Raw genomic sequence first — 23,153 nt, forward strand, 5'->3', positions numbered from 1 at the left:
CGATGGGCGACGTCCTCTCACTGACCGGGCTGTCCTGGACAGTCGGCGGCTCGGCGATCTTGTCCGGTGTGGACCTCTCGGTCGGCGAGGGCGAGTTCGTCGCGGTGATCGGGCCGAACGGCGCGGGCAAGACCTCGCTGTTCAACCTGGTCAGCGGCCTGAACCGGGCCAGCGCAGGCCGCATCGCGCTGGACGGCGCGGACATCACCGCCGAGCCGCCGCACAAGCGGGCCCGGCGCGGGATCGGCCGCACCTTCCAGTCCTCCAGCGTGTTCCCGACCATGACCGTCGCCGAGCACGTGGCGCTGGCCCAGCAGGTCGCGGCGAAGCGGCGCGGGGCGGTCCTGGACCCCCTGGAGCGCGTCCGGCTCACCGAGAAGTCTGGCGCCCTCGCCGCCGACCTGTCCCACGGCGACAAGCGCAAGCTGGAGTTGGCCATGCTGCTGGCCTCCGGCGCCGAGCGGCTGCTGCTCCTGGACGAGCCGATGGCCGGCGTCGCCTCTGGCGACGTCCCCGAACTCGTCGAGGTGATCAGGGCCCTGCACCGCGACGAGGGCCGCACTGTCCTGATGGTCGAGCACCACATGGAGGTCCTGCTGGGCCTGGCCGACCGCGTCGCGGTGATGCACCACGGCGCGCTGCTCGCGATCGACACCCCGGAGCGGATCATGGCAGACCCGCGGGTGCAGGAAGCCTACGTGGGGGACGCGCTGTGATCCTCGAACTCGACGACGTCCGCGTCACCCTCGGCGGCTCGCACATCCTGCAGGGCGTGTCGTTCGCGGTGGCGCCGACCGGCGTCACCGCACTGCTCGGGCGCAACGGCGTCGGCAAGACGACGACGGTCAAGGCGATCCTCGGCCTGGTCCCGCGCACCGGCCGCATCGATTTCGCCGGCGGCCCGGTGCACCGGCTGCGCACGCACGAGATCGTGCGGCGCGGCATCGGCTACGCGCCGGAGGACCGCTGCGTCTTCGCGAAGCTGACGGTGACGGAGAACCTGGCGCTGGCCGAGCGGCGCGGCTCGAAGCACGCCTACGACCTGGTCTACGAACTCTTCCCCGAGCTCAAGACGCGCGGCGCGCAGGCCGCCGGCACCCTGTCCGGCGGCCAGCAGCAGATGGTCGCGATCGCGCGCACCCTCCTGAACGACAACCGCCTGATCGTGGTCGACGAACCGACGAAGGGCCTGGCCCCGAAGGTGGTGACCGAGGTGGCGGAGGTGCTCGAGCGCGCCGCCGAGCGCGTGCCGATGCTGCTGGTCGAGCAGAACCTGGCGCTGGTGCGCCGGCTCGCCGGCGACGGCGTGGTGCTGGCGGCCGGGCAGGTGGTGCACCGCGGGCCGGTGCGCGACCTGCTGGCGGACACGGCGCTGACCCAGGAACTGCTCGGCGTCGGGCAGGCGCGCGGCGCGGCTGCCGAGCCGGTTGCCGAGTCGGTCGCCGAGCCGGCGGGCGGTGCGCAATGAGCACCCTCGTCCTGCTCACCCTCACCGGCCTCGGCCTCGGCGCCCTGTACTTCCTCATCGCCAGTGGCCTGTCCCTGATCTTCGGCCTGATGGACGTCCTCAACTTCGCCCACGGCGCGCTGGTCACCGCCGGCGCCTACGCGGCCTGGCGGCTGACCGGCCACCTGCCGTTCGCCGTGGCCGTGGCGGCCGCGATCGCGACCGGTGCCGTCCTCGCAGCCGTCATCGAGACCGTCCTCATCAGGCCCCTGTACTCCCGTCCCAAGGACCAGATCCTCGTCACCGTCGGGCTCGGCCTCGCGCTCCCGGCCCTGGTTCAGGGCATCTGGGGCGCCGACGCCCGGCAGCTCCAAGCGCCGAAGCAGCTCGCCGGGACCGTCAGCCTGCTCGGCGCGAAGGTCCCCACCGACCGCTTCGTCCTGATCGCGGCCGCGATCGTCGTCCTCGCCGCGCTGAAGCTGTTCCTGGCCAAGACGCGCTATGGCCTCATCGTCCGCGCCGGTGTCGAGGACCGTGCCATGGTCACCGCCCTCGGCATCGACGTGCGCAAGGCGTTCACCCTGGTCTTCGCGATCGGCGGCGCGCTGGCCGGGCTGGCCGGGGCGCTCGGCGGCGTCTACTTCGGCAGCGTCTCGCCCGACCAGGGCACCTCGCTGCTGGTGTTCGGGTTCGTGGTCGTGGTGATCGGCGGGATGGGGCGCACAGACGGGGTCGCGCTGGCCGCGGCTGCCGTCGGGCTGATCCAGCAGTTCACCAACTACTACGCCGCCTCCGGCCTCGGCGACTTCGCCGCGGTCGCGATCCTTGCCGTCGTGCTGCTCGTGCGCGGGAACCGGGACGGCATCCAAAGGCTCATCCGGAGGACAGCGTGAAGCGCCACCTCAAGCACCTGATTCCGGTCGCGGTCCTCGCGGTCCTGCTGAGCCTGCCCTACTCGACGCTCCAGATCCCCGGCGTCTTCGACGGCGCCGTCAACACGCCCGGCTCGCTGCAACTGCTCGCGCTGTGCCTGCTGTTCGCCGGCCTGGCCGTCGGCTACGACCTGCTGTTCGGCAGGCTCGGCCTGATGTCGTTCGGGCACGCGCTCTACGTCGCCGTCGGCGCGTACAGCGCGGAGCTGGCGATGAAGGACATGCACCTGCCGCTCGCACTCGCCGCCGTGCTGGCGATCGGGATCGGAGCCGCCGTCAGCACCCTGCTCGGCGCGGTTTCGCTGAAGGGTGTCGGAAATCTGGGCACCGTCGGGTTCGCCATGGTCACCCTGGCGTTCGCGCAGGCCGGCTCCATCCTCGTCAGCCGCGATCCGAAGACCACCGGCGGGGAGGAAGGGCTGCCGCTGAGCACCGAGAAGGTGCCCGCGGCGTTCGTCGGCGTCGTCAACACCGTCAACCTGTACTGGCTCGCGCTGGCCTACCTGGTCGTGGTCTGCGGCGTGGTGTGGTGGCTGACCGGCAGCCGGATCGGCCGGGTCTGGCAGGCGATCCGCGACAACGAGCGGCGCGCCGAGGTGCTCGGCCTGAATCCCTTCCGCTACCAGCTCGGCGCGTTCGTGCTGGCCGGGACGCTCGGCGCGGCCGGCGGCGTGGTGCACCTGCTGGTCACCGCCGGCGCCACGCCCGAGACCACGACCACCGACTTCACTTTGGCGCTGCTGGTCATGGTGGTGCTCGGCGGGTCCGGGACGCGCTGGGGCCCGGTGCTCGGCGGCGTGATCTACACGCTGCTGGACCACCGGCTCGGCGCGGTCGCCACCTCGGACTCGGTGGCGAGTCTGCCGGCGGTGCTGCGGATCCCGCTGTCCCAGCCGCTGGTGCTGCTCGGTGTGTTGTTCGTGCTGGTGGTCTACGCGGTCCCCGGCGGGCTGGCCGCGCTGCCGCGCCGGCTACGCGGCCGAGACTCCGGAAGCCTCGGAAGTTCCAGAAGACCCAGAGGCCCCCGAGGACAGCGAGGCGAACAGCACCGGCTCGGCGTGGTCGAGGGCCAGGCGCACGGCGCCCATCCCGACCGCGTCGCCTCCGAGCTCTGACACCCGCACGTCCGGCGGATACAGGCAGACCTCGCCGAGCAGGGCCTTGATCGGCTCGGTGAGGCGCTCGCCGGTCTGGGCCAGGCTGCCGCCGATCACCACCAGGTCCGGGTCCAGCGGCGTCACCAGGCTGACCAGCCCTTCGGCCAGCCCCCGGGCGAACGCCTCGAACGCCGCGGCGGCCTTCTCCTCGCCCGCGGCCGCGCGCTCCATCGCGAACAGCGCGGCCTGCGACGGCGCCCGCAGCTCGCCCGGGTCGGCGGCCATCGCGTAGTCCATGACGTGCTGGAACGCCGCCCACCGGCTGTTCGGATGGCCGCCGAGCTCGCCGGCGGCGGCGTGCGAGCCCCGGTAGGGCACCCCGCCGAACAGCAGCCCCAGCCCGATCCGGCGGCCGGTGTGCAGGTAGAGCACGTTGTCGTGCTCGCAGGCCGCGCCGCGCCAGTGCTCGGCCAGCACCGCCAGCCGCATGTCGTTCTCGACCAGGACCGGGACCGGCAGCCGCGAGGCCAGCTCGGCCTGCAGATCCACCCCCGACCAGTTGGACAGCGCGACGCTCTTGAGCACCCGGCCCTCGTTGTCGATGACGCCGGTGGTGCCCACGCCGACCGTGGCCAGCCGGCTCAGCGGTACGTCGGCCGCGCCCGCAGCGCGCTCCAGCACCCGCTGCACGGCGTTCAGCCGGTCCGCGGCGGACAGCTCGGGGCTCAGGTGCTCCACGGCCCGGCCCGCCACGTCCCCGTCCAGGTCGGCGACCATCGCGGTGACGCCGGAGCCGCCGATGGCGACCCCGGCGACGTGCGCCGCGGCCGCTCGGAAGGTGTAGCGCCGGGCGGGGCGTCCGCGCTGGCCGTCGGCCACCGCCTCGGCCTCGACCACCCAGCCGTTGCGCTGCAGCGAGTCCATGATGACCTCGGTCGTGGCCCGCGACAGCTGCGCGGTCCGGGCCACCTCGGCCAGGGTCGGGGTCCCCGTCTCGCGCAGCGCGCGCAGCACCGCCACCTCGTTCAGGCTCCGCAGAAAGCTGCCGTCGCCGCTGGTCCGTCGCATGGCGGCCATCTTAGGCGGGCGGAGCCGGGAACGGCAGGTATTTATCCTGGCCACTGTTTTAAAGATGTCCGAGTCATCCCGATTGAAGATCACGGGCCGATCTCGGAACGGGTACTTTTTCGCGTCTCGTGCGTGACCCTGCTCGATTAACACTGGTCTCAAGCAAAAACGGCGGCTAGTGTCCCGGATCACGGGAGGCCCGCCTCCCGAACCCACCCCTCACAGCCCTCTGACAGGCGGCGACGCCGCGGACGGCGCACGAAAACGTTGGGAGACGCGGATGTTCCGAAAGGCGTTGGTGCTGGCCGTCGGCGGGGCTCTGGCCCTGGCCGCGACCGGCTGTTCCTCCTCGAAGTCCTCGTCTTCCGGACAGGCCGACTCCGGTCCGGTCACCCTGACCTACGGCATCTGGGACCCGAAGCAGAAGCCCGCGATGCAGGAGATCGCCGACGCGTTCCACGCCTCGCACCCGAACATCACGATCAACATCCAGCTGACGCCGAACGCCGACTACTGGACCAAGCTGCAGACCGCGGCCGCCTCCGGCACCGCCCCCGACGTCTTCTGGATGAGCACCACGCGCATCGGCCTGTACGCCGGCCAGAAGCAGCTGCTGTCGCTGTCGGACAAGCCCGGCTTCGACAACAGCCCGTTCCCGAAGTCGCTGAACGACGTCTACACCCTCGACGGCAAGCAGTACGGCATGCCGAAGGACTTCGACACCGTCGGGCTCTGGTACAACAAGAAGCTTTTCGATGCCGCCGGGGTTAAATACCCGACCGCCAGCTGGACCTGGCAGGACGTGCTCAGCGCGGCCCAGAAGCTGAACGACCCCGGCAAGGGCGTGTGGGGCATCGCCTCCCCGGACTGGACGCAGGAGAACCTGTACAACACGATGCTCCAGGCCGGCGGCCAGGCCATCACCCCGGACCACAAGAAGTCCGGCTTCGACGACCCCAAGAGCATCGCCGGCCTGCAGTACGCGCTGGACTTCGTCACCAAGTACCACGTCTCGCCGACCGCGCAGCAGATGACCGACACCCAGCCGGACCAGCTGTTCGCCTCCGGCAAGGTGGCGATGTTCGCCGACGGCGACTACGACATGCCCGAGTACAAGGCGGCGCCCGGCCTGGACGCCGACGTCGCGCCGCTGCCGGCCGGCCCGGACGGCAAGAAGGCGACGGTCATCAACGGCCTGGCGAACGTCATCTACGCCAAGACCAAGCATCCGCAGGCGGCCTGGGAGTTCGTCCAGTACCTCGGATCCAAGGACGCCAACGAGATCCAGGCCAAGACCGGCACCGTGATCCCGGCCTACAACGGCCTGTCCGCGACCTGGGTGGCCTCGACCCCGCAGTACCACCTGCAGTCCTTCATCGACCAGCTGGACGTCGCGGTGCCGTACCCGGTGTCGAAGAACACCGCGGCCTGGACCACGCCGATGCAGACCACCCTGGACCAGATCTGGGGCGGCAAGCTCGATCTGCAGACCGGCGCCAAGCAGATAGCGGACCAGATGAACGCCGAACTGGCCAAGGAGTAGCCGGGTGTCAGCCACCGAATCCCCCTCCGTCGCCGCCGGCAAGGCGGCGCGGGGGGCCGGCCCGGAGCGCGGGCCGGCCCCCCGGCCGGTCGCCGGCCGGCGCCCCCGCTTCTCCAAGGCGCACATGAAGGAATGGGCCTGGGGCTACGCGATGATCGCGCCCCTGTTCCTCGGCCTGGTGCTGTTCTACCTGTGGCCGATCGTGCAGTCCGCCTATTTCAGCTTCACCTCGTGGGGCGTCTTCGGCGGCCAGCAGTGGGTCGGCTTCAAGAACTACAGCTCCTTCATGTCGGACCCGCAGCTGCCGCGTGCGGCCTGGAACACGGTCAAGTACTCGCTGATCGTGCTGGCCGGCATCCCGATGTCGATCGTCTTCGCCGCCCTGATGAACCAGGTCAGCGGCAAGTACGCGAGCCTGTACCGGATCCTGTACTTCATCCCGGTGGTCACCATGCCGGCCGCGGTCGCGATGATCTGGCGCTGGCTCTACAACGGCGACTACGGGCTCATCAACTACCTGCTGTCCCTGATCGGGATCCACGGCCCGCACTGGGTGTCCGACGACCGGTACACGATCTGGGCCATGGGCCTGGTGGGCATCTGGAGCTCGCTGGGCTACAACATGATCATCTTCGCCGCAGGGCTGAAGAACATCCCGCGCCAGTACTACGAGGCCTCCTCGCTGGACGGCGCCGGACGGATCCGGCAGTTCTTCTCGATCACGCTGCCCCTGCTGAGCCCCAGCATCTTCTTCGTCTCGGTGCTGTCGGTGATCGGCGGCCTGCAGATGTTCGACATGGTCCTGCTGATGCTCGGCAAGTCCAACCCGGCGCTGGCCGGCAGCAAGACGATCGCCTACCTCTTCTACGAGGACGCCTTCGTCACCGGCAACCAGGGCCTGGCCGCGGCCATCGCCGTGGTGCTCACGCTGGTGCTGCTGGTGCTGACCGCGCTCCAGTTCCGGCTGCAGAAGAGGTGGGTCCACTATGGGTAGCAGGCAGCGGCTGTGGCCGATCCACGTGATCCTGATCATCGGCGCGTCGGCGATGGTGGCGCCGTTCCTGTGGCAGCTCATCACCTCGCTGCAGACCACCGGCGAGACCACCAGCGTGCCCCCGCACTTCCTGCCCTCGTGGCAGTGGTCGAACTACAGCCAGGTCTTCCACGACACCAAGTTCGCCCAGCAGTTCCTGAACTCGGTGCTGCAGACCGTGGTGCGGGTCGTGGCGCAGGTGCTGTTCTGCTCGATGGCCGCCTACGCCTTCGCGCGGCTGCGCTTCCCCGGCCGCAACGCCCTGTTCCTGGTGATGCTCGCGGTCCTGATGGTGCCCAGCCAGGTCTACCTGCTGCCGCAGTACCAGCTGGTGCAGAACCTCGGCCTGCTCAACACGCTGTCCGGCGTGGTCCTGCCGGGCCTGTTCAGCGCCTTCGGCACGTTCATGCTCCGGCAGTTCTTCATGTCGCTGCCCGACGAGGTCGAGGAGGCCGCGCGCCTGGACGGTGCCGGCACCTTCCGGATCTTCTGGACGGTGATGCTGCCGCTGGCCAAGCCCGGGCTGATCTCGATGGGCGTGCTCACGGTGCTGTGGTCGTGGAACGACCTGCTGTGGCCGCTCGTCGTGGTGAACGACGACTCCAAGATGCCGCTCACCGTGGGCCTGTCCACGCTGCAGGGCGAGCACCTCACCGAGTACCCGCTGCTGATGGCCGGCTCGCTGCTGGCCAGCCTGCCGATGATCATTCTGTTCCTGGCCGCGCAGCGCCGCATCACCGAGGGCATAGCCCTCACCGGCACCAAGTAAGACTTTTACGAAAGGCACACTCTGCTGTGAGCAATCTGCGCTTCGGTGTGATCGGCTTGGGCCTGCGCACCTCTTTGGCCGTCGCCGCGCACCAGCCGGATCGCGGCTTCGAGGTCGCCGTGCTCTGCGACACCGATCCGGCCGCGCTGGCCAAGGCGGTGGAGCGGGTCGGTGTCACCGAGACGGTCGACGACTACCGCAAACTCCTGACCCGCTCCGACATCGACGCCGTCATCATCATGACGCCGGATGACACCCACGAGGCGATCGCCGTCGAGTGCCTGCACGCGGGCAAGGCGGTCTACCTCGAGAAGCCGATGGCCATCACCATCGAGAGCTCCGACGCCATCCTGCGCGCCGCGTACGAGACCGGGACCCGGCTCTACGTCGGCCACAACATGCGGCACATGGGCGTGGTCCGGACGATGCGCGACGTCATCGCGCGCGGCGACATCGGCGAGCCGAGGACCGTGTGGGTCCGGCACTTCGTGTCCTACGGCGGCGACTACTACTTCAAGGACTGGCACGCCGAGCGGGACCGCACGACCGGTCTGCTGCTGCAGAAGGCGGCGCACGACCTGGACGTCGTCCACTGGCTGGCCGGCGGATTCACCAAGCGGGTCAGCGCGTTCGGGGACCTGATGGTCTACGGCGACCTGCCGCGGCGCGAGGAGGGGACGCCACGGCCGGCCGGCTGGCTCAAGGAGTTCGACTGGCCGCCCACGGCCCGCCGCGACCTGAACCACCGGGTCGAGGTCGAGGACGTCTCGGTGATGAACATGACGCTGGACAACGGCGTCATCGCCGCCTACCAGCAGTGCCACTTCGCGCCGGACTACTTCCGGAACTACACCGTGATCGGCACCGAGGGCCGGCTGGAGAACTTCGGCGACGGGCCCGGCGACGTGGTGAAGGTCTGGAACACCGGCCCGACCGGCTACCGGGGCGACGCCGACATCGCCTACCGGGTCCCGGACGCGACAGGCAGCCACGGCGGCGCGGACGGCGCGATCATGGCTGAGTTCGCCCGCTTCGTCCGCGACGGCGGGACCACCGACACCTCGCCGGTCGCGGCGCGCATGAGTGTGGCGGCCGGCTACATGGCCACGCTCTCGCTGCGCGACGGCGGCACGCCGCTGGACGTCCCGCCGCTGGATCCGGAGCTGATCGAGTACTTCGACCGGGGGCAGGTGCGCTGAGGGCGTCCGCACCGGGCACGGGTTCGAACCCGCGCCCGGCCCATCCGGTCGAGATCGGGGCGCCTGCCTACAGCAGCGCCCTGACCGACTCGGCGACCGCGGCGATCCCGCGGTCGCCGAGCAAGATCGAATAGTGGTTGGTGCCGGGCACGAAACGCACGCCGACCCCGGCATCGGGGAGCTCGGCCGCGGCCACGACCTCGGGCGAGTAGAGCCCGACGGGCTCGTTCAGCAGACCTCGTTCGGCGTACAGGAACGTCGCCGGCCCCGGCAGCCGGCGGATCGCGCCGACCACCTCAGGATTCCGCAGCTGGTCCGCGGCGTCGCCCCGGACCGCCTCCAGGATGCACGCCGAGCGGATCTCCGGCTCGGTGCCGATGATGTCCCGCAACTGGTACGCCTCGACCTCGGGCGTGTATCCGCCGTCCTGGAACGACGGGTGTGTGCGCCACGGCGCGAGGAACTCCTCCCGGCTGGCATAGACCGTGCGCAGCTTGGCCATCGCCGGGCCGAGCAGTCCGTCGAGCAGCTGGTCCAGATCGGTGCCCTCGGGCAACGGGAAACCCAGGCCGCCGTCGACCAGCACCACCCCGGTGAACCGGTCCGGGTGCCGGACCGCGGCGGTCGCGGCCACCCATCCGCCCATCGAATGGCCCAGCATGGTCGCGCGCTCCACCCCGAACTCGTCGAGGGTGCGGACCAGGTCGTCCGCGTGCGCGGCGATCGAGTACGGGCCGCCGACTTCGCGGGAGCGCCCGCGACCGCGCAGGTCCGGCGCGATGAGGTCGACTTCCGGCAGCGCCTCGGCCAACGGCGCGAAGGCCAGGCTGTTGGCGGTGATGCCGTGCGCGGCGATCACGGTAGGTGTCTGATCCGTCTCTCCGGGTCCCGACCAGCGGGTCACCGCATACGAACCGGCACCTGAGGGGAACTGGATCTCCACGCTCTGTCGCATCCCGCCAGGTTCCCCGCGACAGAACGCCATGGCAATAGGGCCCGTCGCCATATCCGGCGCTGCGGGTGTGGTGGTGCCCACGCGAATAACGCGCCAGTCGGTAGCGAAGAGGTGTTACAGTAGAGGAGAAGCAAGACGGCGCGGGGTGGAGCAGCTCGGTAGCTCGCTGGGCTCATAACCCAGAGGTCGCAGGTTCAAATCCTGTCCCCGCTACCAACGAGGCCCCTCAGATATCTGAGGGGCCTCGACGTTTATGTGGGAGCCCTGATGGTGCGCGAACCGGAAGCCGAGATGAGCATCGTCACGGCCCTCGTCCGCTCGGCCTTCCTGGTCGACGCCACCTACGAGCAGACGGCTCGCAAGCACCAGCTCACCTCGCAGCAGGGCCAGTTGCTCTGCGTCCTGATGGGCAAGCCCGAAGAGGGTTTTGGCATGGGCGAACTCGTCCGCATCCTCGGTCTGGCCAAATCCAGTCTCACCGGTCTGGTGGACCGCTCGCTGCGCCGCGGTCTGGTCCGGCGCGAGGCGGACAGCGCCGACGGCCGCGCGGTCCGCGTCTTCCTCACCGAGGAGGGGGAGAGGCTCGCCGAGGAGTTCTACGACGAGACCGTGCAGCGCGTCGCCGAGCTGCCGGTCATGCTCTCCGACGAGGAACAGGCACAGCTGGCGGAATTGCTCGGCCGTCTGGTCATGGCGAATCAGGTGCCTGTCGTGTTCGGGGACGACTTCACCTGCGAAAAGCAGGACTGAGGCGCCGCGTCCGGCGATGGACCGGACCGGCGCGACGATAGGGTGAGTGCCGTGCCCGACAGCCCGCCGGAGGCCTCCGCCCAGGATGACAGCCCGGAGGACACCCCGGACGGCGGTCCGGACACCGATGGGCTCGACGACAGCCCGGATCGGCTGATCGCCCTGTCCGACGGGATCTTCGCGATCGCGATGACCCTGCTCGTCCTGAACGTCTCAGTACCCTCCGGACTGAACCACGCGCAGTTCACCAAGGCCCTGCACGACACCTGGTCCGAGATCGGCGCCTACGTGCTGACGTTCGCCATCACCGCCGACCGCTGGCGCGACCACCGCCGGATCTTCCGGCTGGTCCAGCGGACCGACGCCGCCGTGGTGCGCCTGACTCTGGCGCTGCTCGGGGTGGTGGCGCTGCTGCCGTTCCCGACCGCGTTGCTGTCGGAGTACGGCGGGAACGAACCGCTGGCCATCGTCTACTACGCGGTCACGATGGGCGTCCTCAACGTGCTGATGCTCGCGCTCTTCCTCGCCGTCCGCCGCGACGAGCGGCTGCAGGCCCGGGTCATCTCCGACCGCCTGGCCCGGGCCATGCTCTGGGACTTCGGCACGGCGACGGTGATCGCGGTAGTCGCGATCTTGGTCGCGTTCGCCGTCTCGGCCCCCGCCGGGCTGATGATCTGGCTCGCGGCCATCCCGGCCGGCCTCGTGGCCCGGCAGCTGCGCAAAGGCGCCTGATCAGACGTTGAACAGCTCCCGGAAGTGCCCGAGCATCATCTCCGAGCCCTTCATCTGCACCACGGTCTCCATCGGCACCTGGAACGGTGCCCCCTGCTCATCGGGGAACTGCCCGACGCCGCCGGTCGGGCCCAGCGGCAGCAGCCCGACCTTGATCGGCAGGGGGGTGTAGACGGCCGCCGGCTCCTCGCCGCTCGCGTGCGCGATGATGTTCGCCGCCACGACCTCGGCGTGCCGCAGCGCGAAGCCGGCCATCTTGGTCTCCGGCAGGTCGGTGATGTCGCCGAGGGCGTAGAGGGTGTCGTGGCCTTCGACGCTCAGCCGCTCGGTGACCTTCACCTGCCCCCGCTCGTTGCGGGGGACCGCGCCGTCCAGGAAATCGGTGTGGATCCGGGAGCCGTGCGCGCGGAACCAGATGTCCGCGGTGAGTCGCGAGCCGTCTTCATCGGTGACGGTGAACTCGCCGACGACACCCGGCGCGACCGTCGGCCCGGCCGCCAGGGCACTGCCCAGCCGCAGCTCGATCCCCAGCTCGTCGAGCTGGCCGCGCAGGTCGGCGACCAGCTCGGGCAGGAAGCCGGGCAGCAGGTCGGCCGACGGGTCGACGATCGTCACCCGCTTGTCCGGCCAGGTCGTGGCGATCTCCCCGGCCAGCTCCAGGCCGACCGGCCCGGCGCCGAGGATCAGGACCCGGCCGGCGTCGGCCAGTTCCTTGTGCGCCTGGTGCAGTGCGGCCAAAGCCTCATCGGCGACGTCGGTGTGCATCTTCGCCGGGAAGGCGTAGGAGGAGCCCGAGGCGAGCACCACGTAGTCGGCGTCGACCCGGCCGCCGGAGGCGAGGTGTACGCCGTGCGCGTCCACCCCCACCGCCCGGTCGCGGACCACGGTGCCGTTCTTCAGCAGGGTGCCGTAGGGGAAGAAGATGTTCTCCGCCCAGTCCGGGCGGACCAGCGCGCGCAACGCCGCCGCGCTGTGCACGAAGGCATCCTTCGGATCGATGAGGACCACATCGAGGTCCGCGTCCAAGGACTTGGCGGCCTTCGCCCCGCCGTAGCCGCCGCCGACGATCGCGACCTTCTTGCGCATGGGAGCCGTCCCCTCGCGGCGGTCCGGGCCGCCGCCTCAGTGGTTCGTGGTGGTTCGTGGTTCGTGATGGTTCGCAGTGGTTCGCGATGCGAACTTAATCGTTCGCGTCACGAACCATAGCGGGCCCCGGGCTTGTTCGCAACACGAACCAAGCGCCTGGCCAGCGAGGCTTCCGTACGCTAAGAGCAGGCCGGTAGTGGGCGGTGGGGTTAACCCCACCGCCGGACACCTGGTGGCTCCGTGGCGGTGGATCCGCGGCGGCTGGCAGCCTTAGTGACGTCGATCGACACCGACCTAGCTGAAGCCACCCGAGGGGAAGATCATGACAACGGCAGCACAGGCCGCGGTCACCCACCGCACCGTCGGCACCGCCGCCCGCGCCCAGGCCGTGACCAAGCGCTACGGCCAGGGGGAGACCGCGGTCGTCGCGCTCGACCAGGTCGACGTCGACATCGAGCGGGGCCGGTTCACCGCGATCATGGGGCCGTCCGGCTCCGGCAAGTCCACGCTGATGCACTGCCTGGCCGGGCTGGACGCGGTCAGCGCGGGCAAGATCTGGATCTACGGCCGGGACGGCGTGGCCAGCGAGCTCACCGCCATGAAGGACAAGGAGCTGACCAACCTGCGCCGGGACCGGATCGGGTTCATCTTCCAGTCGTTCAACCTGCTGCCCACGCTGAACGCCGCGGAGAACATCACGCTGCCGATGGACATCGCCGGCCGCAAGCCGAACAAGGCGTGGCTGGACCGGGTCATCGACACCGTGGGCCTGGCGCCGCGGCTCAAGCACCGCCCCAGCGAGCTGTCCGGCGGCCAGCAGCAGCGCGTGGCCGTGGCCCGCGCCCTGGCCGGCCAGCCGGAGATCATCTTCGGCGACGAGCCCACCGGCAACCTGGACTCCCGCAGCGGCGCCGAGGTGCTCGGCTTCCTGCGCCGCTCCGTGGACGAGCTGGGCCAGACCTTCGTCATGGTCACCCACGACCCCTCCGCGGCCGCCTACGCCGACCGCGTGCTGTTCCTGGCCGACGGCCGGATCGTGGAGGACATGACCGCGCCGACCGCCGACAAGGTCCTGGACCGGATGCGGCAGTTCGACACCCACGGCCACCCTGTGCACGACAAGAACCTGCGCGGCGACGCGCAGCAGCGCTGAGCCGGCCGGGGGGAAACGATCATGTTGAAGGCATCCCGCCGCAACTTCTTCGCGCACAAGGGCCGGCTGTGGCTGTCCCTGGTCGCCGTGGTGCTGAGCGTGGCGTTCGTCACCGGCACCCTGATGTTCACCTCGACCATCACCACCACCTTCGACCGGCTGTTCGCCACCACCGCCTCGGACGTCGCGGTCTCGGCCAAGGCCGACAAGGACGCGCTGCCCGGCGCGCCGGAGCAGACCGTCCCGGCGTCCGTGCTGGACACCGTCAAGGCGCTGCCGGGCGTGCAGGCCGTCTACGGCGACGTCAGCACCGAGCGGCTGGCCGTGGTCGGCCCGGACAACAAGGCCATCTCCAACTCCTCCGGCGGCCCGACCATCGGCGCCAACTGGTACGCCACGCCGCACCCGGCCGTGAACCTGACCTCCGGCCGGCCGCCGGCGGGCCCCGGCGACGTGGTCGTCGACGCCGACACCGCGGCCAAGAAGCATCTGGCGCTCGGCTCGTCGCTGCGCATCGTGACCGGCACCGACGCCGGCACCTTCCCGGCCACGGTCAGCGGCATCGCGACCTTCCGGACCACCAACCCCGGCGCGTCGCTGTTCTACTTCGACACGGCCACCGCGCAGACCAGGCTGCTGGGCAAGGCCGGAGTCTTCACCGGGGTGAACCTGGACGCCAAGCCCGGCACGGCCGACGACACGCTCAAGGCCGAGGTGTCCGCCAAGCTCGGCGCCGGCTACGACGTGAAGACCCGGGCCGAGCAGGAGGCCGACGGCCGCAACAGCGTGGGCTTCATCGGCTTCATGAAGTACGTGATGCTCGGCTTCGCCGGCCTGTCGCTGATGGTCGGCGCCTTCCTGATCGTCAACACCTTCCAGATGCTCGTCGCCCAGCGCACCCGGGAACTGGGTCTGCTGCGGGCGCTGGGCGCCAGCCGGAGGCAGATCAACCTCTCGGTCCGCTTCGAGGCGCTGCTGCTCGGCGTCATCGGCGCCACCCTGGGCATCGCCGCCGGCGCGGGCCTGGCCTACGGCCTGATCGCGATCATGAACGGCGTCGGCATGAACCTGGCGGCCTCCGACATGGCGGTGACGCCGGCCTCGGTGATCGCCGGCTACGCGGTCGGCGTGCTGGTCACGCTGCTGGCGGCCTGGATCCCGGCGCGGCGCGCGGCCCGCATCACGCCGATGGCGGCGCTGCGCGACGCCGGCACCCCGGGCGACCGCCGTGCCTCCTGGATCCGCAACGGCATCGGCCTGACGATCACCGGCGGCGGCGCGGCGGCGCTGATCGGCGGCGCTGTCAACGGCGCCACCGCGACCGGGGGACTGCTGCTTGGCCTGGGCGTGCTGGTCACGCTGATCGGCGCGATCCTGCTCGGCCCGCTGCTGGCCGGCGTGGTGATCCGGGTGCTCGGCGTCTGGATGCCGGCCGCCTACGGCTCGGTCGGCACCATGGCCCAGCGCAACGCGCTGCGCAACCCTCGCCGCACCGGCGCCACCGCCGCGGCCCTGATGATCGGGCTGTCGCTGGTGTCCGGGATGGCCGTGGTCGGCTCCTCGCTGGTGACCTCGGCGACCTCGGAGATGGACCGGAGCGTCGGCGCGGACTACATCATCACCACCAGCGGCGGCCTGGAGATCACCCCGGAGGTGCTGGCCAAGGCCGAGGCGACGCCGGGCCTGGCGCACGTCACCGAGAACAAGTTCCTGAACGCCACGGTGTCGGGGGCCTCCGGTGACGGCAAGGGCGGCGGCACGATCGTGATCTCGGCCTCCTCGCCGACCCTGACCCAGGACTTCGACGCCGCCACCACCGCCGGCTCGCTGTCCGAGGTGTTCACCAAGGAGGGCATCGCGATCCCGGCGGCCGAGGCCAAGTCCCGGAACGCGACCGTCGGCTCGGTCCTGACCGTCGCCTTCCACGGCGGCACCCCGCTCAAGCTGCCGGTCCTGGCGATCTTGAGCGACAAGACGGTGTTCAACCACGGCGACGGCTACGTCTCGCTGGCCACGCTGGGCAAGTCGCTGCCGGCCTCCGCACAGCCCGCCTCCGAGCTGTTGTTCGCCAAGGCCGAGACGGGCCAGCAGGACAAGGCGTACGCGGCGCTCAAGGACGGCCTGGCGCCCTTCCCGCAGGTGACCGTGAAGAGCCAGACTGACTACAAGCAGCTGATCCACGACCAGGTCGGCGGCGTGCTGAACATGGTCTACGGGCTCCTGGGCCTGGCGATCGTGGTCGCGATCCTGGGCGTGGTCAACACCCTGGCCCTGTCGGTGGTGGAGCGCACCCGCGAGATCGGCCTGATCCGGGCGATCGGGATGGGCCGCCGCAAGACCCGCCGCATGATCCGCCTGGAGTCGGTGGTGATAGCGCTGTTCGGTGCGGCCCTGGGGGTCGGTCTGGGCCTGGCCTGGGGAGTGGCCGCGCAGCGGGTGCTGTCCGGGATCGGCATCAGCACCCTGGCGATCCCGGTCGGGACCATCGTCGCGGTGTTCCTCGGAGCCGCGGTGGTCGGCCTGCTGGCCGCCCTGGCGCCGGCTTTCCGGGCCTCGCGGATGAACGTGCTGCGGGCGATCGCCGCCGACGGCTGACGCCCCGCGGCCATCGGGGGACGGCCCGGCTTCGCTTCGGCGAAGCCGGGCCGTTTTGGTGGCTAGCCTTTTCGGCGAACACCTTCAGGAGGGGAACTCTCGATGAACGAAACCGCCACGGCCACCGGGCTGCGACTGGTACCGGTGACGCCGGAGAACTTCGACGCGGCCGTGGCGGTGCAGGTCCGCCGGGACCAGGAACACCTGGTGGCACCGGTGATGAAGTCGCTGGCCCAGGCCTACGTGTTCGGCGCGTCGGCCTGGCCGCGGCTGATCCTGGACGGCGACCGTGTCGTGGGCTTCCTCATGGCGTTCCTCGACGTCGACTGGAGCCAGGGCGCCTGCGCCACCCCCGACCTGCGTTCCGGGCTGTGGCGGCTGAACATCGGCCTCGGCGAGCAGCAGCGCGGCCACGGCCGGTTCGCCGTGGAACAGGTCGCCGACGAGATCCGCCGCCGCGGCGGCACGAAGATGTTCGTGAGCTATCACCCGGGTTCCGGCGGCCCTCAGGATTTCTACCTACGCCTGGGTTTCCGGGCCACCGGCGAGACCACCGGCGGCCAGACCGTCGCGGTCCGCGACTTGACCTGAGACGACCGGGGGTCATGCCACGCACGGCCGATACGGCCGTGTGGTGGCAAGTCCAGGCGCGTCCCGCCGCTTTGGTGCGACGGCCCGCCGTGCCTGGCCAAGGTGTACAGCGGATTGCCGAAGAGCTGCCAATCCGTCATCGGAAAGCGGGCTTGGCGCCCGCCCGGGCGGCGGTAGCCTGGCACACGTGACGAAAGAACCGTCAGCCGACAGCGTCGTCGGCTGTCCTGTAGGCGCCTCCTCCGATTTCGGCGACGAAACGGTCACCAGCCACCACTTCGGCGAGGAGGGGGCGAAGCTGACCTACGGCTCGTACCTCCGGCTGGAGCAGCTGCTGTCCGCGCAGGTCCTGGAATCGGATCCGCCGGCGCACGACGAACTCCTGTTCATCACCATCCACCAGGTCTACGAGCTGTGGTTCAAGCAGCTCCTGCACGAGGTCGACGCGGCCACCGCGGCCATGTTGGCGGGGCGGCTGTGGTGGGCCAAGCACCTGCTCAAGAGGGTCGCGACCATCGAGGACGTGCTGATCCAGCAGATCGCCGTCCTGGAGACCATGACCCCGCAGGACTTCCTGGTCTTCCGTGAGCTGCTGTCCCCGGCCTCGGGCTTCCAGTCCGCGCAGTTCCGCGAGCTGGAATTCGCCTCCGGGGCCAAGGACCCGACCTACCTCAAGCGGTTCCGCGGCCTGACCGAGGTCGAGCAGAAGCGGCTGGCCGAGCGGCTGGAAGCCCCGAGTCTGTGGGACGGCTTCGTCCACGCCGTGGCCCAGGCGGGTCTGCCCGCCGGCTCCGAGGACGAGCTGCGCGACTCGCTGGTCAAGGTGGCCCGCGACCGCGACGGCTATGGAGAGCTGTGGGAGCTGTCCGAGGCGCTGCTCGACCACGACGAGGCCGCCGCGCTGTGGCGGGCCCGGCACGTGACCATGGTGGAGCGCCAGATCGGCACCAAGTCCGGAACCGGCGGCTCGACAGGCGCGCCCTACCTGCGCTCTCGTCTGGGCTTGCACTACTTCCCACTCCTGTGGGAGCTCAGAAGTTTCCTTTAGACGTGACTTTTCGGCGTGTCTGTCGTCTTTTCGAATATGACTCCATGCGCGCCGGCCTGGTCCGACGACAACTTCACACGCAGTAGCGCGAGTCCCCTCGTAAACCACTTAGTCACGCAACGGCGCGCGACAGAATAGAGTTCACACGGCCATGCAGAGCACGTATACGGGTGCGAAACTGGGCAAGCTTGATCAGGCGAAGGCCGACCTGCTGAGCCAGGCGGCCAGACCCGGCACCGATGCCGGGGGCGGCGCCTCGGCCGCGGTGCTGATGCCGGCTAAAGGCGACGCCGCCATGGAGGCCTACCTCGACGAGTACTACCGCCACGCGGCTCCCGAGGACCTGATCGGCACCGCGGCCAAGGACATCCGCTCGGCGGCGCTGTCGCACGCGGCACTGGCCGCCTCGCGGCCGCAGGGCACGGCGAAGGTGCGCGTGCACACCCCGACTGTGGAGACCACCGGCTGGTCCAGCGGGCACACCGTGGTCGAGATCATCACCGACGACATGCCGTTCCTGGTGGACTCGGTGACCTCCGAGCTGTCCCGGCAGGACCGCGGCATCCACGTGATCATCCACCCGGTCATGCACGTCCGTCGCGACCTGGTCGGCGACCTGCTGGAGATCATGGCCCCGGACCAGGACAAGTCCGGTCCGGACGTGACCGTCGAGTCCTGGATCCACATCGAGATCGACCGGCTGTCCGCGCGCGAGGACGCCGACGGCACGCGCTACGCCGAGATCGAGGGCGACCTGCAGCGGGTGCTGCGCGACGTGCGCGAGGCGGTCGAGGACTGGCCGAAGATGCGGGCCACCGCGCTGTCCCTGGCCGAGGACCTGCACCCGGCTTCGGACCAGCAGAAGCCGCCGGTGCGCGGCGAGGAGCTGTCCGACGCCTCCGACCTGCTGCGCTGGCTGGCCGAGGACCACTTCGCGTTCCTGGGCTACCGCGAATACGACCTGACCACCGACGACAACGGCGAGGAGACGCTGCGCGCCGTGCCCGGCACGGGCCTGGGCATCCTGCGCGGCGACCAGCCGATGTCGCAGAGCTTCTCCAAGCTCGGCCCGGACGCCCGGGCCAAGGCCCGCGAGGCCCGGCTGCTGGTGCTGACCAAGGCCAACACCCGCTCCACCGTGCACCGCCCGGCCTACCTGGACTACGTCGGCGTGAAGAAGTTCGACGCCGAGGGCAACGTGGTCGGCGAGCGCCGCTTCCTGGGCCTGTTCGCCGCCCCCGCCTACACCGAGTCGGTGCTGCGCATCCCGGTGGTGCAGCGCAAGGTGCGCGCGGTGCTGGCCGAGTCCGGCTTCGACCAGAACTCCTTCTCCGGCAAGGAACTGCTCCAGATCCTGGAGACCTACCCGCGCGACGAGCTGTTCCAGATCCCGACCCAGGAGCTGGCCGAGATCTCGATCGCGGTCTCGCAGCTGCAGGAGCGCCGCCGGCTGCGGCTGTTCCTGCGCAAGGAGGCCTACGGCCGGTTCTACTCGGCGCTGGTGTACCTGCCCCGCGACCGCTACGACACCATGACCCGCCTGCACATGCAGGACATCCTGATGCACGAGCTGAACGGCGCGGTCATCGACTACACGGTGCGCAACACCGAGTCGGTGCTGACCCGTCTGCACTTCGTGGTGCGCGTCGCCCCGGGCACCGCGCTGGCCGACGCGGACGCGGATGCCATCGAGGCCAAGCTGGCCGCCGCCACCCGCACCTGGGACGACGACTTCGCCGACGCCCTGCTCGGCGACTTCGGCGAGGCGCAGGCCCGGGAGCTGCGCGAGGCCTACGGCGCGGCGCTGCCGGAGTCGTACAAGGCCGAGGAACGCCCGGAGATGGCCGTCGCCGACGTCAAGGTCCTGGAAGGGCTGAAGGCCTCCGGCGAGGGCAGCGCGGTGCGGCTGTACGAGGAGGTCGACTCGGCCCCGGGCGACCGCCGCTTCCGCATCTACCGCGTCGGCTCCTCGGTCTCGCTGGCCGAGGTGCTGCCGGTCTTCCAGCGCATGGGCGTCGAGGTCGTCGACGAGTTCCCCTACGACCTGGAGATCGACGCCCCGAACCAGCCCTACTCGCGCATCTACGACTTCGGGCTGCGTTGCGACCCGGCCTCGATCGCCGAGTACGGCATGGACGAGGCCGCCCGCACGCGCTTCCAGGAGGCGTTCACCGCGATCTGGACCGGCCGGGCCGAGAACGACCGGTTCAACACCCTGGTCCCGCTGGCCGGCCTGACCTGGCGGCAGGTGGTGATCCTGCGCGCGTACGTGAAGTACCTGCGCCAGGGCGGCATGACCTCCAGCCAGGAGCTGGTGGAGACGGTGGTGGCGAACAACCGCCGCGTGGCCCGCCTGCTGGTGAAGCTGTTCGAGGCGAAGTTCTCCCCGGCGTACTCGCACGAGACGCCGGAGCTGTGGGAGAGCATCGTCGAGGAGATCGAGGGCGCGCTGGACAACGTGCAGTCCCTGGACGAGGACCGCATCCTGCGCTCGCTGCTCAAGGTCATCCAGGCCACGCTGCGCACGAACTACTTCCAGACCGGCCCGGACGGCGAGCCGAAGACCTACGTGTCCTTCAAGCTGGACCCGCACGCCGTCCCGGACCTGCCGGCCCCGCTGCCCAAGTTCGAGATCTGGGTGTACTCCCCGCAGGTCGAGGGCGTGCACCTGCGCTTCGGCAAGGTGGCGCGCGGCGGCCTGCGCTGGTCCGACCGCCGCGAGGACTTCCGCACCGAGATCCTGGGCCTGGTCAAGGCGCAGATGGTGAAGAACTCGGTGATCGTGCCGGTCGGTTCCAAGGGCGGGTTCTACGCCAAGAACCTGCCGGACCCCTCGGTGGACCGCGACGCCTGGCTGGCCGAGGGCGTGTCCAGCTACAAGACCTTCATCAGCGGTCTGCTGGACATCACCGACAACCTGGTCTCCGGCGAGGTGGTGCCCCCGGCCGGCGTGGTGCGCCACGACGGCGACGACACCTACCTGGTGGTGGCCGCCGACAAGGGCACCGCGACGTTCTCCGACATCGCCAACGGCCTGGCCATCGACTACGGGTTCTGGCTCGGCGACGCCTTCGCCTCCGGCGGCTCGGTGGGCTACGACCACAAGGGCATGGGCATCACGGCGCGCGGCGCCTGGGAGTCGGTGAAGCGCCACTTCCGCGAGCTCGGCGTGGACTCCCAGAGCGAGGACTTCACCGCGGTCGGCGTCGGCGACATGTCCGGCGACGTGTTCGGCAACGGCATGCTGCTCTCCGAGCACATCCGGCTGGTCGCGGCCTTCGACCACCGGCACATCTTCCTGGACCCCGAGCCCGACGCGGCGGAGTCCTTCGCCGAGCGGCAGCGGATGTTCAACCTGCCGCGCTCCTCGTGGGGGGACTACGACACGAGCAAGATCAGCGCCGGCGGCGGCGTGTACCCGCGCGGCGCGAAGTCGGTCCCGATCTCCCCGCAGGTGCGCCAGGCGCTGGGGCTGGAGTCCTCGGTCCTGCGGATGGCGCCGAACGACCTGCTCAACGCGATCCTGAAGGCGCCGGTCGACCTGTTCTGGAACGGCGGCATCGGCACCTACGTCAAGGCCTCCTCGCAGAGCCACGCCGAGGTCGGCGACAAGGCCAACGACGCGATCCGGATCGACGGCACCGACCTGCGCGCCCGGGTCGTGGGCGAGGGCGGCAACCTGGGCTTCACCCAGCTCGGCCGGATCGAGTACGCGACCTCCGGCGGCCCGGGCAACACCGGCGGCCGGATCAACACCGACGCCATCGACAACTCCGCGGGCGTGGACACCTCCGACCACGAGGTGAACATCAAGATCCTGCTGGACCAGGCGGTCCACGCCGGCGACCTGACGGTCAAGCAGCGCAACAAGGTCCTGGCCGAGCAGACCGACGAGGTCGCGCGCCTGGTCCTGCGCGACAACATCGACCAGAACATCGCGCTGGCCAACGCCCAGTGGCAGGCCCCGGAGCTGATCGACGCGCACGGCCGGCTGATGCGCCGGCTGGTCAAGGACGGCCTGCTGGACCGCGAGCTGGAGTTCCTGCCGAACGACAAGCAGCTGGCCGACCGCCGCGCGGCCGGCCGCGGGCTGACCCAGCCCGAGCTCTCGGTGCTGCTGGCGTACGTGAAGATCGTCCTGGCCGACGAGCTGTTCGCCTCCTCGCTGCCGGACGACCCGTACTACGTCGAGCGCCTGGCGAAGTACTTCCCGACGCCGCTGCGCCAGACCTACCGGGCCCTGATGGACTCGCACCCGCTGCGCCGCGAGATCATCACCACCCAGGTGGTCAACGACCTGGTGAACGCCGCCGGCATCACCTTCGCCTTCCGCATGCGGGAGGAGTCGGGGGCCGCGGCCGACCAGATCGCCCGCGCCTACAGCGCCGCGAACGAGGTCTTCGACATGGGCGGCTACCTGACCGCCATCGAGGAGCTGGACAACAAGGTCTCGGCCGCGGTGCAGACGGCGATGCGGATGGAGATCCGCCGGCTCACGCAGCGCGCCTCCCGCTGGTTCCTGCAGAACCGCAGGCACCCGCTGGACATCCCGGCGCAGATCGAGCAGCTGCGCGAGGGCGTCCGCGACATCGCCGCGCACCTGCCCAAGCTGCTCAAGGGCCCGCACCTGACCCGCTACCAGGAGCACCGCGAGGACCTGATCATCGCCGGCGTCCCCGGCGAGCTGGCCTCGGCGGTGGCCGGCATGCCGTCCATCTTCGGCGCGCTGGACATCGTGGAGACCGCCCGCGCGACCGACAAGCCGGTCCTGGACGTCGCCGACGTCTACTTCGACCTGGCCGACCGCATGGGCATCGCGGCGATCCAGCAGAAGATCGTGGAGCTCCCGCGCCTGGACCGTTGGCAGACCATGGCCCGCGCGGCCCTGCGCGACGAGCTGTACGCCTCGCACGCCGGCCTGACCGCCGCGCTGCTGGCCTCCGGCGCCGAGGACGACACCCCGGAGCAGCGCTACGAGGCCTGGCTGGACAAGGACCGCGCGGCGGTGGAGCGCTCGCGCACGGTGCTGGACGAGATCATGGCGACCGAGACCTACGACCTGGCGACGTTGTCGGTCGCCATGCGCACGATCAGCGCCATACTGCGGGCGACGTCGATGTAGTCGGCGATCTGTTCGCTCTGGGTACAGCGAGCG

17 protein-coding genes, 1 tRNA gene and 1 pseudogene are annotated in these 23,153 nt (G+C 70.2%); 16 read left to right on the forward strand and 3 right to left on the reverse strand.

All coding sequences use genetic code 11. The features are described from left to right. Positions 1 to 2 precede the first annotated feature (2 nt). From ABIA35_RS09170 to ABIA35_RS09185, 4 genes are read left to right on the forward strand one after another with little or no spacing between them, the layout of a single operon-like run. Complete coding sequence (locus tag ABIA35_RS09170; RefSeq protein ID WP_370337923.1) at positions 3 to 716, forward strand: ABC transporter ATP-binding protein; 714 nt, start codon at positions 3 to 5, stop codon at positions 714 to 716. Continuing rightward, positions 713 to 1,468, forward strand: a complete 756-nt coding sequence (locus ABIA35_RS09175) for an ABC transporter ATP-binding protein (protein ID WP_370357578.1) — start codon at positions 713 to 715, stop codon at positions 1,466 to 1,468. Before ABIA35_RS09170 ends, ABIA35_RS09175 begins: the two co-directional genes overlap by 4 nt. After that, entirely contained in the window at positions 1,465 to 2,340 is an 876-nt protein-coding gene (locus tag ABIA35_RS09180; protein ID WP_370357579.1) for a branched-chain amino acid ABC transporter permease, read from the forward strand. The genes ABIA35_RS09175 and ABIA35_RS09180 overlap by 4 nt, the downstream gene beginning before the upstream one ends. Further along, positions 2,337 to 3,494: a branched-chain amino acid ABC transporter permease gene (locus tag ABIA35_RS09185; protein WP_370357580.1), complete on the forward strand. Its 1,158-nt coding sequence runs from the start codon at positions 2,337 to 2,339 to the stop codon at positions 3,492 to 3,494. Before ABIA35_RS09180 ends, ABIA35_RS09185 begins: the two co-directional genes overlap by 4 nt. A gap of 9 nt (positions 3,495 to 3,503) precedes the next feature. Here the strand turns inward: ABIA35_RS09185 and ABIA35_RS09190 are convergent. Then, a pseudogene (locus ABIA35_RS09190) lies at positions 3,504 to 4,553 on the reverse strand (ROK family protein); the annotation flags it as partial. A gap of 271 nt (positions 4,554 to 4,824) precedes the next feature. Between ABIA35_RS09190 and ABIA35_RS09195 the strand changes: the two are divergent. The 4 genes from ABIA35_RS09195 to ABIA35_RS09210 are packed head-to-tail and all read left to right on the forward strand — an operon-like array spanning position 4,825 to position 9,088. Further along, the gene (locus tag ABIA35_RS09195; RefSeq protein WP_370337931.1) at positions 4,825 to 6,087 is read left to right on the forward strand and encodes a sugar ABC transporter substrate-binding protein; all 1,263 of its coding nucleotides are present in this window, start codon (positions 4,825 to 4,827) and stop codon (positions 6,085 to 6,087) included. 4 nt (positions 6,088 to 6,091) lie between these two features. Then, positions 6,092 to 7,081 (forward strand): carbohydrate ABC transporter permease, encoded by a 990-nt coding sequence (locus tag ABIA35_RS09200; RefSeq protein WP_370357581.1) that lies wholly within the window; start codon positions 6,092 to 6,094, stop codon positions 7,079 to 7,081. Continuing rightward, positions 7,074 to 7,889, forward strand: coding sequence for a carbohydrate ABC transporter permease (locus tag ABIA35_RS09205; RefSeq protein WP_370337935.1), 816 nt, complete (start codon positions 7,074 to 7,076; stop codon positions 7,887 to 7,889). Before ABIA35_RS09200 ends, ABIA35_RS09205 begins: the two co-directional genes overlap by 8 nt. A 26-nt stretch (positions 7,890 to 7,915) precedes the next feature. Further along, positions 7,916 to 9,088 carry a Gfo/Idh/MocA family protein gene (locus ABIA35_RS09210; protein WP_370357582.1) on the forward strand — a complete coding sequence of 391 codons (1,173 nt, stop codon included), beginning with the start codon at positions 7,916 to 7,918 and terminating at the stop codon, positions 9,086 to 9,088. Between the two features lie 67 nt (positions 9,089 to 9,155). Here the strand turns inward: ABIA35_RS09210 and ABIA35_RS09215 are convergent, their stop codons facing one another. After that, positions 9,156 to 9,947, reverse strand: a complete 792-nt coding sequence (locus ABIA35_RS09215; protein ID WP_370337939.1) for an alpha/beta fold hydrolase — start codon at positions 9,945 to 9,947, stop codon at positions 9,156 to 9,158. A gap of 235 nt (positions 9,948 to 10,182) precedes the next feature. Here ABIA35_RS09215 and ABIA35_RS09220 point away from each other — a divergent pair. From ABIA35_RS09220 to ABIA35_RS09230, 3 genes are all read left to right on the forward strand, one after another. Next, positions 10,183 to 10,259: transfer RNA gene (locus ABIA35_RS09220), tRNA-Met, on the forward strand. Positions 10,260 to 10,310: 51 nt separating this feature from the next. Then, positions 10,311 to 10,793 (forward strand): MarR family winged helix-turn-helix transcriptional regulator, encoded by a 483-nt coding sequence (locus ABIA35_RS09225; protein WP_370337941.1) that lies wholly within the window; start codon positions 10,311 to 10,313, stop codon positions 10,791 to 10,793. A gap of 51 nt (positions 10,794 to 10,844) precedes the next feature. Then, entirely contained in the window at positions 10,845 to 11,525 is a 681-nt protein-coding gene (locus ABIA35_RS09230) for a TMEM175 family protein (protein ID WP_370357583.1), read from the forward strand. On the opposite strand, the gene ABIA35_RS09235 is transcribed toward ABIA35_RS09230, so the two are convergent. Then, complete coding sequence (locus ABIA35_RS09235; protein WP_370357584.1) at positions 11,526 to 12,611, reverse strand: NAD(P)/FAD-dependent oxidoreductase; 1,086 nt, start codon at positions 12,609 to 12,611, stop codon at positions 11,526 to 11,528. A gap of 322 nt (positions 12,612 to 12,933) precedes the next feature. On the opposite strand from ABIA35_RS09235, the gene ABIA35_RS09240 reads away from it, so the two are divergent. From ABIA35_RS09240 to ABIA35_RS09260, 5 genes are all read left to right on the forward strand, one after another. Beyond that, a complete protein-coding gene (locus ABIA35_RS09240; RefSeq protein ID WP_370337947.1) occupies positions 12,934 to 13,764 on the forward strand; it encodes an ABC transporter ATP-binding protein in 831 nt (276 codons plus the stop codon). A gap of 21 nt (positions 13,765 to 13,785) precedes the next feature. Further along, a complete protein-coding gene (locus ABIA35_RS09245) occupies positions 13,786 to 16,359 on the forward strand; it encodes an ABC transporter permease (protein WP_370337949.1) in 2,574 nt (857 codons plus the stop codon). A 102-nt stretch (positions 16,360 to 16,461) separates the two neighbouring features. Then, the gene (locus ABIA35_RS09250; RefSeq protein WP_370337951.1) at positions 16,462 to 16,950 is read left to right on the forward strand and encodes a GNAT family N-acetyltransferase; all 489 of its coding nucleotides are present in this window, start codon (positions 16,462 to 16,464) and stop codon (positions 16,948 to 16,950) included. Positions 16,951 to 17,137: 187 nt separating this feature from the next. After that, positions 17,138 to 17,998, forward strand: coding sequence for a tryptophan 2,3-dioxygenase (locus tag ABIA35_RS09255; RefSeq protein WP_370337953.1), 861 nt, complete (start codon positions 17,138 to 17,140; stop codon positions 17,996 to 17,998). 151 nt (positions 17,999 to 18,149) lie between these two features. Then, positions 18,150 to 23,120: an NAD-glutamate dehydrogenase gene (locus tag ABIA35_RS09260; protein WP_370357585.1), complete on the forward strand. Its 4,971-nt coding sequence runs from the start codon at positions 18,150 to 18,152 to the stop codon at positions 23,118 to 23,120. Positions 23,121 to 23,153: the final 33 nt, after the last annotated feature.

The organism is Catenulispora sp. MAP12-49 (assembly GCF_041262705.1).
In the GTDB taxonomy this organism is placed as follows: Bacteria; Actinomycetota; Actinomycetes; order Streptomycetales; family Catenulisporaceae; genus Catenulispora.